General features: G+C 37.5%; 12 protein-coding genes. 2 read left to right on the forward strand and 10 right to left on the reverse strand.

Features of this window, described 5'->3' with window-relative positions; all coding sequences use genetic code 11:
* Window positions 1–186 precede the first annotated feature (186 nt).
* The 4 genes from V7097_RS02310 to V7097_RS02325 all read right to left on the reverse strand — a co-directional run bounded on the left by V7097_RS02310 (window position 187) and on the right by V7097_RS02325 (window position 5275).
* The gene (locus V7097_RS02310; RefSeq protein WP_335701966.1) at window positions 187–831 is read right to left on the reverse strand and encodes an SDR family oxidoreductase; all 645 of its coding nucleotides are present in this window, start codon (window positions 829–831) and stop codon (window positions 187–189) included.
* A gap of 117 nt (window positions 832–948) precedes the next feature.
* The gene (locus tag V7097_RS02315) at window positions 949–2685 is read right to left on the reverse strand and encodes an ABC transporter ATP-binding protein (protein WP_335701967.1); all 1737 of its coding nucleotides are present in this window, start codon (window positions 2683–2685) and stop codon (window positions 949–951) included.
* The gene (locus V7097_RS02320; protein WP_335701968.1) at window positions 2682–4424 is read right to left on the reverse strand and encodes an ABC transporter ATP-binding protein; all 1743 of its coding nucleotides are present in this window, start codon (window positions 4422–4424) and stop codon (window positions 2682–2684) included. The genes V7097_RS02315 and V7097_RS02320 overlap by 4 nt, the downstream gene beginning before the upstream one ends.
* 440 nt (window positions 4425–4864) lie before the next feature.
* Window positions 4865–5275 (reverse strand): RrF2 family transcriptional regulator, encoded by a 411-nt coding sequence (locus V7097_RS02325; protein WP_335701969.1) that lies wholly within the window; start codon window positions 5273–5275, stop codon window positions 4865–4867.
* A gap of 170 nt (window positions 5276–5445) precedes the next feature.
* Here V7097_RS02325 and V7097_RS02330 point away from each other — a divergent pair, with 170 nt between their 5' ends.
* Window positions 5446–6333, forward strand: a complete 888-nt coding sequence (locus V7097_RS02330) for a sulfite exporter TauE/SafE family protein (RefSeq protein WP_335701970.1) — start codon at window positions 5446–5448, stop codon at window positions 6331–6333.
* Window positions 6334–6418: 85 nt separating this feature from the next.
* Here V7097_RS02330 and V7097_RS02335 read toward each other — a convergent pair whose 3' ends face one another.
* Window positions 6419–7936 carry a PH domain-containing protein gene (locus tag V7097_RS02335; protein ID WP_335701971.1) on the reverse strand — a complete coding sequence of 506 codons (1518 nt, stop codon included), beginning with the start codon at window positions 7934–7936 and terminating at the stop codon, window positions 6419–6421.
* Window positions 7936–8424, reverse strand: a complete 489-nt coding sequence (locus V7097_RS02340) for a PH domain-containing protein (protein ID WP_335701972.1) — start codon at window positions 8422–8424, stop codon at window positions 7936–7938. The genes V7097_RS02335 and V7097_RS02340 overlap by 1 nt, the downstream gene beginning before the upstream one ends.
* A 219-nt stretch (window positions 8425–8643) precedes the next feature.
* Between V7097_RS02340 and V7097_RS02345 the strand changes: the two genes are divergently transcribed.
* Window positions 8644–9084 (forward strand): cell wall hydrolase, encoded by a 441-nt coding sequence (locus V7097_RS02345; protein WP_335701973.1) that lies wholly within the window; start codon window positions 8644–8646, stop codon window positions 9082–9084.
* Between the two features lie 129 nt (window positions 9085–9213).
* On the opposite strand, the gene V7097_RS02350 is transcribed toward V7097_RS02345, so the two are convergent.
* From V7097_RS02350 to V7097_RS02365, 4 genes are all read right to left on the reverse strand, one after another.
* Entirely contained in the window at window positions 9214–9423 is a 210-nt protein-coding gene (locus V7097_RS02350; RefSeq protein ID WP_335701974.1) for a glycerate kinase, read from the reverse strand.
* Between the two features lie 119 nt (window positions 9424–9542).
* Entirely contained in the window at window positions 9543–11003 is a 1461-nt protein-coding gene (panF, locus tag V7097_RS02355) for a sodium/pantothenate symporter (protein ID WP_335701975.1), read from the reverse strand.
* The gene (locus tag V7097_RS02360) at window positions 11000–11287 is read right to left on the reverse strand and encodes a YhdT family protein (protein ID WP_335701976.1); all 288 of its coding nucleotides are present in this window, start codon (window positions 11285–11287) and stop codon (window positions 11000–11002) included. Before V7097_RS02360 ends, panF begins: the two co-directional genes overlap by 4 nt.
* A 124-nt stretch (window positions 11288–11411) precedes the next feature.
* Window positions 11412–13370 (reverse strand): LTA synthase family protein, encoded by a 1959-nt coding sequence (locus V7097_RS02365; RefSeq protein WP_335701977.1) that lies wholly within the window; start codon window positions 13368–13370, stop codon window positions 11412–11414.
* Window positions 13371–13443: the final 73 nt, after the last annotated feature.

Consider the following 13443-nt stretch of genomic DNA (forward strand, 5'->3'; position numbering starts at 1 on the left):
CTTGTGTCAGAATCATCAGGGCTTTCGGACTCGAGCTGGCGTTTTCACCTGACTTGTGTCAAAATAATCGGTTCACTCAGACTTAAGGTTTCAATTCCACTTGACTAATGCCAGCAATTTAATAGTTTCCTATATTGTGATGATAAAAAACGCTTGCGACTATTAAGCCGCAAGCGAAATTTTACCCTATAAATTTTTCAATGCATCTGCTACTGGTTCATCGCCACTTACAAGGTCAAAGGATTGATGATAAGTACGTTCCTCTGTTAAGGAAGCGACAATCACTTTTGCGACATCCGCACGTGGGATTGAATTTCTCGTTAAATTCTCCCCAATCGCAACCTTCCCAGTACCTTCTTCATTCAATAAGCCACCAGGTCGAACGATGGTATAGGTTAAATCACTCTGTACGAGAATTCGATCAGCATAGTGCTTTGCCACATAATATGGACGGATAGCATCATTCCATCTATCACGCTGGTTTGCACCTAGCGCACTTACCAAGATAAAGCGCTTGACTCCTGTTTGTTCTGCCGCTTCAATTGTTTTCACAGCACCATCGAGGTCGATTAATAACGTTTGATCAGGACCTGTGTGACCACCAGACCCTGCAGTAAATACAATCGAGTCACAGCCCGAAATCGCTTCTACAATTTTATCAACGCTATCCGCAATACTTGCAAAAACTGTTTCGACACCCAAGTTTTCAAAATAGGCTACTTGCTCTTGTTTACGTACCATTGCAATGGGTGTATGCTCGCTACTTTCCTTCAAAAGCTCCACCACTTGTTTACCGATTTGTCCATTTGCTCCAACTACACAAACCTTCATTAATCTAACCCCTTTCATCTGTGTATTTCTACTATTATCACAAGTTATGAAAGAGATATCAAACGAAAGGGCTTATAAAAAAAGACCACCGAGCTTTGACTCGTGTGGTCATAAAAGTTACGCATATAGTGATTGTGCTTGCATGCGGTACATATTAGCATAAATGCCACCATGAGCCAATAATTCATCATGGGTACCTTGTTCTTTAATGACTCCTCGTTCTAATACGAGAATGCGGTCTGCATTTTTGATTGTTGATAGACGATGGGCAATTATGAACGTGGTACGACCTTTTTTCAGAACTTCCATCGCGTGTTGAATAATCTCTTCTGTCTCCGTATCAATATTTGAAGTGGCTTCATCTAGGATTAAAATCGCAGGGTCAAAAGCTAGTGCTCGAGCAAATGAGATGAGCTGACGTTGGCCTGATGAAAGTGTACTACCCTTCTCAATAACAGGTTCATCAATTCCTTTTTCAAGATTCTTAAGAACTCGTTCTGCCCCAACTGCTTGTAATGCCTCCTCAACTTTCTCTCGCGTAATCTTCGGGTCATTCAAGCTTACGTTCGAGGCGATAGTCCCTGTGAACAAATAAGGATCCTGTAGAACGATTCCCATATGCTCTCGGATCGTCTGTCTGGGCAATGTCGTGATGTCGATTCCATCGATATATATTTTGCCTATTGATGGATCATAGAATCGGAAAAGTAAGTTCATGATTGAACTTTTTCCAGAACCGGTATGACCAACTAGGGCAATCGTTTCACCACGCTTTGCTTCAAACGATAGATGCTTTAAAACATATTCATCGTCTGTATAGGCAAAAGTGACATCTTCGAATACAACATGGCCATCATATCTTGGCATTGTTTCCTCTGATACCTTTTCCCCTTTCAAATCTAACACATCAAACACTCGTTTTCCTGCAACAAGTGAGCGTTCTAATTGTGAAAACTGATTCACAACATTCGTAATTGGGTTAAATAGCCTCGTTAAATAATCAACAAAGGCATACAACGTACCCGCTGATACAATCTCAGCACCCGATAGTGATTGTGTTCCAAAATAAAGAATGAAGATCGTGAACATAATGAGTCGCAATGTATTGACTAGGTTAAAGGAAGTGGCAGAATCTAAAATCAATAATTTACGCCCATATGCATAATGCTCATCATTCATATCATCAAATTCCTTCGTCATTTGCTTTTCACGACGAAAGGCTTGTATAATCGTCATTCCTTGAATGGATTCATTAATCATTGCGTTGATGTCCGCAATTTTTTTACGAATTACCTTATTATACTGTGATGCGTGTTTTCGGTATAAAATTGCCCATACATAAATAAGCGGAATCATAAGCAATGCAAGCATCGCCATTTTCCAATTTAGGATGAAAAGCGCAATATATACACCTGCAATTGAAATAAAGCTTGTCGCAAAGTTTGAAAGGACCTGCACGTATAAATTTCGAACTGCTTCTGTATCGTTTGTAACTCGTGCGACAATTTTTCCAGCAGGACGTTGGTCAAAAAATTGAATCGGTAATGTATGGATATGACCAAATACATCCTTACGCAATTTTTGGATCACTCGATTGGCCCCTACTTGTAAATAAATATACATAAAATATCGTAAAACCGCAGTTGCGATTGCTAAAATAAAATACAAGCAAAGCAACCAAGCAATCGGCTGAATTTCAATATTTCCGATAACCATGTACTCATCGATAATGTATTTTGCGATAAATGGAGCTGCAAGATCTGTAAAGACTGCAATCGTTAAGAAAAATAATCCAAGAAAAATGGGTCCTTTATAATACATTGCATATTTTGTTAATCGTTTACCTGTACTCATGCCCCGCCCTCCTCTAACTGCTGACGGTCAAATTGTTCCTTGTACCAGCCATTTTGTAGTAGAAGCTCTTCGTGAGTCCCTTGTTCTGTAATTTGCCCTTCATCCAGCACGATAATCTGATCGGCATGTTGAACACCGGATAAACGATGCGTCGTAATAATGGTTGTTTTATCGCTTCGCTCGTTCTGAATGTTTTCGATAATTCGTGCCTCTGTTTTCGCATCAACCGCAGATAAAGAATCATCTAGGATTAAAATTTCGGGATCTTTGATAAGCGCACGTGCAATGGACACGCGTTGCTTTTGTCCTCCAGAAAGGGATACTCCTTTTTCACCTACAAGTGTTTCAAGCCCTCTTGGTAAGATTTCCAAGTCTTTTTTGAAGTATGCTAAGTGGATGGCCTTCTCTATTTCAGCATCTGTAGCATCTTCTTTACCAAACAAAATGTTTTCTCGAATCGTACGTGAAAATAACACATGATCCTGTGGAACATATCCAATCCAATCAAGTATTTGTTCCTTTGTTTGTGACGCAATGTCAATTCCAGCAATACTGAGTTGACCCTCTTGTAATGGATATTCACGTAGTAATTGTCGTAAAAATGTTGTTTTTCCCGCACCTGTTTTCCCTACAATACCAAGTGTTTCTCCCTTTCTTAGTGAGAGGGTTATCTTCTGTAGGTTTTTCACCTGACTCGTTGGATACTGGAACATTAAATCATCAAATCCAATGTTACTCGGTGTTGAAATGGCAACAGGGGTATTAGTACTTTTTACATCTGCTTCATAATTAAGTGTTTCTTGTACACGATCAAGTGAAGCATTTCCTTGCTGCATCACGTTTATAAGCTCACCAATCGCAAAAATTGGCCAAACCGCAAGACCTAGATAAACATTAAATGTAACTAACTGACCAACTGTCATTTCGCCATTTGCTACAAGAAATGAACCATACCCGAGTGCTACAACATAGCTAATACCAGTTCCAACTTTGGTAATTGGTCCGAATAAAGCATTTATCTTCGCTGTGTGGATATTTTTCTGGTAAACTTCTTCACTTTTATCAGCAAAGACTTGTTCATCTTTCTTTTCCTGAACATAAGCGCGAATGACTCTCACACCTGCAACAGACTCAAGTACATTATCATTTAATTCTCCAAATACATCCTGTGCTTTCATATATCGTTCATGTACAATTTTTCCTAAATACTGAATGAGCACAGCCATAATCGGAACTGGTAACATTGAAAAGAATGTTAATTTCCATGAAATCATGAAGCCCATTGCAAAAATAATCGTGCCCAAAAACAAAGTTGAGTCGATTAAGGTCATAATTCCAAAACCCGCTGTTAGCGATACGGCATTCAAATCATTCGTTGCACGTGCCATTAAGTCACCTGTACGGTTCTTCTCATAAAATGTAGGTGTCATTTTTAAAAACTGCAGCATCAGCTTTCGTCGCATTAGTTTTTCAAGATTTAACGAACCTTCAAATAATCGATACTGCCATAAGTAATTCAAAAAATAACCAGCAACAATAATGGCTACGAATATTAGAATATATTGAACCAATACTGTCTTTGTCATATCACCAGCTGTTAAAATATCGATAATGGAGCCAAGTAAATATGGTGGAATGACCTCCAACACCGTAGCAATCATTAACAGGACTATGGCAATCGTATATTGCAACCAATATTTTTTAAAAAACCAGCCAAGCTTTCCTAATACTTCAAACATTTCTCATACCTTCTTTCTCTTTCACGGCTGTTAGACCCGAACTACCCACTATCTAGCAACTCCTGATTGAAAATCAATACTCTTCGTTTTTTCCACATTGTCTCTTCTCCCTTTCATGGGTATTCACTAAAAAATCCCACACAAAAAAGATGCATACCCTAAAAAGAGCATGCATCTCTGTGAAAGGTACAGTAGGCGTACCATACCTTTTATTGCATTAGGAATCTATAATCCTACAAATATAAGGTATGGACAATGTATATACTTGTTAGTTAGGTTACGCGTCTTTAAATCTCTCATTGTCCTTTCCCTCCTTTGTAAAATTTTATTAGTGCTCTTGAAGATTACCATTTTTTTCATACAATTGTCAACTATCTAATTACTGTTTTCAACGTTTTTTTCACAAAAACGTCATTTATTTGTTAAATATGTTATTGACTCTATATATTCCCCTCTAATAAGTCATTAAGCGTTGTATGGTCTAATAATTCTGCAATTTTATCGCGAATTAGTGCCCATAATGGTTTTAGTAAACACCCTGCTTCTAATGGACAACTTTCATAGGAGGTAATGCTTACACATCCCATAGGTGCTAGTGGTCCTTCTAAGTTTCTAATGACTTCTCCAATGATAATGTCATTCGGGTTTCTACTCAATTTGTAACCTCCGTTAACACCCCTTTTGCTTTGGACATATCCATTTCTTTTTAATTGCAGGAGAATCTGTTCTAAGTAAGAAACCGGTACAAGGGTTTTCTCTGCAATTTCCTCTATATTTATTAACTGATTTCCTTTTGCTCCCAGACAAATTAACGCTCGCAATGCATACTCTCCCCTACTTGAAACCTTCATTTACGATCTCCCCTTTTAATAAAATCAGGCAATATTTTTTTGGATAAAGTACCCACCTAGAGAATACATCATATCTTAGGTTAGAAACTTGATTAGATTAGTCAACTATTCGAAATTATTTATATTCATTTCTAGTCTATTCAGGATTGTTAGAAAAAGGAGAGATTTATGTGAAAAGGTTGATTTTACTTGCTTTTATAGGGTTAGTCGCACAGTTAGTTGATGGCTCTTTAGGTATGGCATATGGGGTTACATCTACTTCATTATTACTGATGTTTGGAATTGCACCAGCTGTTGCATCTGCATCCGTTCATATGGCTGAGGTTGTAACAACAGCAGCCTCTGGTGTATCTCACATTAAATTTGGTAATGTAGATAAACAAGTTGTGTACAAATTAATTATACCTGGCTCAATTGGTGCTTTTTTAGGAGCATGTTTCTTAAGTAGTATTCCTGGCGATATTATAAAGCCATACGTATCCATATTCTTATTAATATTAGGTGTTTTTGTCATTTATAAATTCCTCTTTAAGTTTAACTCCAATAGAAAAGCCTCAAATAAGAAATGGTCCAAAAAACAGTTTGTTCCGCTCGGCTTTATTGCTGGTTTTTTCGATGCAACAGGAGGTGGTGGATGGGGCCCAATTGCTACTCCCGTATTATTGACGGGTAATAAAATGGAGCCAAGAAAAGTAATCGGCTCAGTTGATACAAGTGAATTTGCCATAGCGGTTTCATCTACACTTGGTTTTCTTTTAACATTAGGCTGGTCGAATATTAATTTCCAATGGGTGCTTGCGCTAATGATCGGTGGGATCATCGCCGCTCCAATTGCAGCGTGGTTAGTCAAAATTATTCCGACCAACTTATTAGGAACACTTGTGGGTGGAATTATTATTTTGACGAATATCAGGACTCTATTAGGAGCATTAGATGTTTCACAAATCGCAAGCCTTTACACGTATATCATTCTTGGAGCCCTATGGCTTATTGCAGTAGTTAGCGTCGTTTGGAAGATAAAAAAAAGGAACTATAATGATAACCAGGTATTAGATTAATAGAATAATAAAAACCTACTTGCTTCGTATAAGAATCCATTCCTTTTACTCGAATGTAAAAAAGGGGGCTATCCCCACCGTGCAATTATTTTGGCACAGTGGGATTGGCCCCGTTGCTTTCCACCACTTCCACTTCCTCCTGACGCTTCAAATACCATTTTTCAAAGGTAAGAGCAAATGATAATGGAATATCTTGAATGGTTTCCATATGTGTCGGCGTTGAACGATTCATCGTTGTAATGGATGCTACCTCGAACAGCCTTTGTAATCTTGTTTGTGAATAAGACATTTCAATTACTTGTCTTCGTTTTGTGATAAACATCCGACTCGTTAGACCACCATGCCACCATTGTACTTGGTCTTCCTTCACAGCATATCGTGTGTGAAGAAAGTCAAGTATTCGGAGATAGATAATCAAACATAGTAAAACAACGGACAAGACCCACCATATCTTGCTAATACCAAAAAGCTCAGGTTTAAAATAGAATAAGCCAATCGTTGCCAGTAGCCAGAACCAGCTTGGTTTCAATAATTTTACCCATAAGGATTTGCGCGGTAGCCTTTCTAATTTGATCTCATTCAACTGATAGATTGGGAGCATTTCCTCAATTAACTCAAATGCCTTATGGACTGGTAAAAATGGATATAGGGAGTTCACATTGATAGATCCATCCCCTTTATTCGGATTGGCTGAACTGATTAATTTCACTTCTGCTAACCCAAAAATTCGTTTCATCCATGTTTGCTTCATTTCTAAGCCCTGAATTTTCATCTTTTCAATCGCAAAATAACTTTCATCGAGTACTCCTCGATCAATATAGATATAACTTTCATCAGATGAAATTTCATATTTGCCATAACGAATGAATGTCCTTGCAACACCAAAAATAATAGCAATGATTACTGCCAAAATAATGAGTATGACAAAAAGCCATTTACTTGCCAATAACACTTTAAAGATGCCCTCGAACTGATCGGAATCAGGTAAAAATGGTTCCAAATAATCTAGCCCACCAAAAACGATCGGAATAATTGCGAGGAAACTTAAAGATGTAAAGCTTGCCTTCCACAAATCTTTCTTCTCTGGTATAAAATGAACCTTACGACTCATTACTTGAACGGTTTCCTGTTCTGAATCTTCGTTTTCATGTTCTTGAGTGACTTCCGGATGCTTATTAGGCTGAATTAAATCAATCAAATAATCGGCATGTTCCTTCGTTAATACCTCGAATTGGATGGAATCATCCTCCCCATCCATTGCCGTTTCAAAGGTCAGGGAAGTTAGTCCAAAGATTTTATGAAAGACGGATGTTTTTCTCGTTATATTTTGGATTTTTGAAAACGGGATGGTACTCGTCCGTCTCACAAAAATTCCTTTATGAATGTGGAATGTACGATCCTTCCACTCATATTTCTCTACAAACCAACTTGCCACAATGTGAAACAGCCCCAATACAACAAATAACAGAAAAGCATATCGTCCATATACAAAAAACCAAGAATCCGAATCCCTTTTTAAGACAAATAGAAACAATATTACTAGAAAACTACTTTTTATGAATTGATAGATTCGAAAACCAATACTGAGTGGATGATAGCGCATTATTCATCCACTTCCTTTAGCTTTGCATATTCTGCTAATCTCTCTCTTAGCTCCAGAGCTACATGCTCTTCCAGAGCAGGAATGGTATGGGAAGAACCCATTGTCTCTACTTTAATTGAGCGGGTATGATACTTTTTCATAATGGGACCTTGACTTGTTGAAACCGACTGTATTTTCGTCATCGGAACGGTGACCCATTCTTTTGTTAAAACACCATAACGAAGTTGAAGGTATTCATCGTTAAATTGATAACTCCAGTTTCGATAAAGTAACGTCGGTTCGATAAATGACCATATCGTACCAAGTACGGCGATCACAAGTAAAGCAACCAAAATCCAAAACGCCCATGTAGGCCATGAAAAATAATGATTCAACCAAAAAAATACTCCTAGGATGAATAATCCTATAATGTTGGTTATGGTTTCAGTGATCAATCGTATTATTGGGAATGCGGGAGATAATTGTTTTTCTAATTTTAAAACACTCAATTCAGCAACTCCTTATGACAATATTCTATTAAGCACTTACATTCTTACTGATTTAGTCTTTTTTCACAGTCATTGACATATTTACGATTACTATCGGATAAAAGTTTCACTTTTTCCAGTTGCCTTAAATAATCTAAATTAGAAAATCAAGATAAAATTTATTTAAAAGCGACATTTTTTGAGGTGGTTTTCATACAATGCTTTTAGAGGTGATGATAAATGGCAAGAGTTAAATATACAGAAAACGACGTCAATTTAGTGGCGAGGATGATGAGGGCTGAAGCAGAAGCTGAAGGTCGACAAGGGATGCTGATGGTTGGTAATGTTATAGTAAATCGAGCAGTAGCAGATTGTTTAGATTTTAAAGATGTAAGGTCAATCAGGGATGTGATTTTTCAGACGCAAGGAGGAAATTTTTCGTTTGAGGCCGTACAAAAAGGGAATTTATTTTATAATCCAGCAAGAGAAGTTGAAAAAAAATTAGCTAGACAAACATTAATCCATTGGAGACAACATCCCTCCAAGTATTCTCTTTGGTATTTTAACCCTTATGCACCGTGTCCGCCTACATGGTATGGTCAACCATTTGCAGGACAATTTAAAAATCATTGTTATTATGAACCAGAGGCTAATACATGTGATAGTGTTTATAGAGGATAACCCCCACAATTTGTGGGGGTTTTGTATTTTACATTCATCCCCTAACTGCCTTTATTAATCGAAAAATTTGGCTGGATGCTGATTTTAAGCTTTCAAACGTTTATTTAGTATCCATTGCTTCCTCTAATGTCATTGAGCAGCTCCTAGACCACCTGCCCCTGCTCCTGGAAAGGAATGAATATCAATACCCATCGCCTGTTGGACAATGTTGGAAAAATGGTTTAACCCGTCATCTAATTCTGCCACCATAGCTTCTTTTATCCCTAAAGCGATAGCTTTGCTACCTTCAAGCGAAGATATGCTTCCTTTAAAAGAATCTATTGCGATTAAAATCTTCACAGGGGAACTCCTTTTCATTAAATATGGTAAATCTTACAAGCCCCTTTTGTTAACATAGTATCATTGCAATATTCTATTCGGCTATCATAAAAAAAAGACAAGCGCTGGGCACTTGTCGTTTATGAAAATTTCGCATCAATATTACGTAAATGTTCTAGATTTTTTTCCTTCACCAGTAAGCTTACGACGATATAAGTAATAAGCGAGAAAAATACTGGCAAGACAACAGAATGCATGCCAAAAGGTTCCGGATTCGTTGTATGGATGAGAATATAGCTACCCACTCCAACAAGGATGGATGAGATGGCTCCGTACTTATTTCCTCTCCTCCAATATAACCCAAGTACAACCGGCCATATAAACGCTGCCTCAAGTCCACCGAATGCAAAGAGATTTAACCAGATCAATAAATCTGGGGGATTGATGGCAAGGACAAACACAAGAAGACCTACAAGTCCTGTAACACTCATACTTATTCTTTTTACAGCATGTTCTGTTGCATCCGGTTTTATGTAATTCAAATACACATCCTTTACAATTGAAGAGCCTACTATTAATAATAAAGAGTTAACAGTAGACATAATCGCCGCCATCGGTGCAGACAGAACAATTCCAGCTAACCAGGGCGGTAATACCTCCATTGCAAGCAATGGCATAACCGTGTCAGGGACTTCAATCCCTGGAATGATCACTCTTGCAAATACACCTGATAAATGCATGCCTAGCATGATAAATCCAACGACAATGGTTCCGATAATCATCGCTTGGTGCATGGCTTTTGCATGCCTATAAGACATCGCTCGTACAGCAATCTGTGGCAATCCAACAACTCCTACCCCTACAAGAATCCAAAATGAAGATAAATAGATTGGAGTAAGGGAACCATCATGTCCAAACGGTGATACGAGATTTGGATTTACCGCTATAAGTTCATCCATAATTGCTGGGATCCCGCCACCAGCAATTATTGTCCCGATTAGGATAATTAAGGTACCAACAAACATGATAATCCCTTGAATAGTCTCTGTTAGAGCAACAGCCCTGAATCCACCAATTGTCACATAAACTAAAATAGAAACAGCAAAGATAAACAATGAACTTGTATAAGACAAACCTGTTAAGGACTCAATCAGCCTACCTCCCCCGACCCATTGGGCAATCATTGAGGCAAATAAAAAGACGATAATACTGCCCGCTGAAAGTAAAACAACCCACTTCGAGTTATAACGGACCTTTAAAAAATCAATAAGTGTGACTGCATTTATTTTACGCGCAACAATCGCAAATTTTTTCCCTAGAACCGCTAAAACAAAATAGCCTGTGACCACTTGAATCATGGACAAAAGAACCCACCCAAGACCAATTGTGTAGGCAGCACCAGGGCCACCTATGAAGCTACTAGCACTTCCATAGGTAGCAACCATTGTCATCGCAAGAACAAAACCACCTAGTTCACGGCTTCCCAAAAAATAATCTTGAAGAAATCCGGAGCTATTCTTCAGATGGCGGGCTGCATAAATTCCGACAAAAAAGATAATGACCAATAAACCTAGGAACGGAATCATAACTTCCCAATTCATAATGAATCCTCTTCCTCATCCACATCAAACGGTACCTCTTTAAAGACCGTTTTTACTAGTATAATTAATAAAAAGACAACAACTAGAAAACCAACACAACAGCTATAAAAAAACCAACTTGGCATTCCAGCAATATATGTATATTCGGAAACAGGCTTTGAACCTAATCCATATGCAAAGCCATACCACCATAGGAAATTAAAAACAGCTAAACCTATTCCAATCATTGCTTCTCTTTTGGCAACCTTGTATCTCCAGTCACCTGTATGTTTACTCTTATCCATTAATACTTCTCCTTACTTCTATTGCAAATACGTAAGAACCTGTCCATATTCTCTATCTTGCCCAAAAATCTGCACTCCCACCAAAAAAGCTACCTAAGAACATCCTTAGCTAGCTTTCCTCTAATTATTGAGCTGAATCCTCATCATCAATCAAATAATTGTAATTTGAACGAATAACTGGCTCAAATCCTTCTGGCGTGTAGAATCGTAACAAGTCACCATTTACAACCTTATCAGAAGTTCCTAATTTTTCTTCAACAATGTCCTGAAGCTTTTTCGCAGTTTCTAGCTGGTCTTCTGAAATTTCTGCACCTGTTACTGAATCATAAAACTTACCATCGACTTGAGTAATCGTTGGACTTACAAAATCACCATTACGGAATGGAATTACTTGATCATGTTGCTCAGACAGTAAATCTGATCCGAATTGTACATAATCTTTTGTCTCAATTCCAAGCAAGTGTAAGAGTGTTGGAAGAAGGTCAATTTGTCCACCATATTGGTGCTGTACTCCACCTTCCATACCGGGAACACGAATAAACAATGGCACACGTTGAAGGGAAGTATTATCAAATGCTGTAATTTCTTCTTTATCTAAGACTTGCTTCATGGCCTTATTATGGTTTTCAGAAATACCATAATGGTCACCATACATAATGATAATCGAATTATCGTACAATCCTTTTTCTTTTAAATCATTAAAGAATTGCTCTAATGCTTCATCAGCATATCGCGCAGTTTGGAAATATCGATCAACGGAACGATCACCAGTTGTATGAGGTGCTATCGTTGCATCCTCATCAGAAATCCGATATGGATAGTGATGCGTTACTGTAATAAATTTTGTATAAAACGGCTGTGGTAAAGTATCTAATAAATCTGCTGATTGCTCGTAAAATGGTTTATCCATTAATCCATATTCAGCTAAATCTTCTGTATTCATTTGATAAAAGCTTGAATCAAAGAAGTGATTATAACCAAATGATTTATATATTTCATTACGGTTCCAGAAGCTACCTGAGTTACCATGGAATACTGCAGAAGTATAACCCTGCTGTCCAAGGATGGCTGGTGCCGCTTGATATGTGTTCAAGCCTTTTGTTGTAAAAGCAGATCCTTGTGGAAGACCATATAATGAGTTTTCAAGAATAAACTCCGCATCAGCTGTCTTACCTTGAGCTGTTTGATGGAAGAAATTATCAAAATACAGTGTATTTTGATCCCTTGTTAATGAGTTAAGGAATGGTGTTACTTCTTCACCATGCAACTTGTAGTCGATTAAGAAGTTTTGGATAGACTCAAGATGAAGATAAATAACGTTCATCCCTTTAGCTGCTCCAAAATACTCAGGATTTGGCTCGGCATAGTTTGCCTTCGTATAGTTAATAACTTCAATGCTGTCGTTACTATCCGCTAGTGCTCTTTGAGTTGAAGCCTTTGTACTTTGCACAGCATCATAAATTGTATAGTTGTACATACCTAAATATTTCACAATATAATGGCGGTCAAACCCACGTGTTAAAAGCTGTGGACGATCAGCCTCAGCAAGTGTAAGGTTAACTGCTGAAATTAGGATCGAAAACGCAAATAATGCAGCTACTTTTAAACCTTTCAAGCTAGTTGTCGTTTCAACTTTTACGACTTTAAATAGCACAAGTGCTACTAATACGAAAAAGTCAACAAAGAACAAGAAGTCATATGGTTTTAAAAGTGAAACAACACTTCCACTTACATCACCAAAGTTTTGTGTTTGGAACAATGTTGGCAATGTAATAAAGTCGCTAAAGAAACGGTAATATAAAATATTCGCGTATAAAAGGAAAGACATTAGAAAATAGATAATAAGAAGTCGTCTATATCTCTTTTTTCCTTTACCTAAAAATGCAAGTCCTAAAAAGAATAAAGCCGATCCGAGTGGATTCAAAAATAATAAAAATGTCTGTAATGAATTATCAATACTTAAGTTAAACTCTGTTATTTGCGCAATATATGTTTTCATCCACAGGAATAACACTGCTAACAAGAAAAAGCCAAAAAAACTAGAGAAGATATTTTGACCACGTTTCAGAATGTTCTTTTTCATGATTGCACCTACCTTCAATCTAAACAAAAATTATTTCAATATCCAAAAGCCTAATAAACATTGTATCAACGAA

This window comes from Bacillus sp. JJ1562, assembly GCF_036962705.1.
GTDB lineage: Bacteria > Bacillota > Bacilli > Bacillales > Bacillaceae_L > Ferdinandcohnia.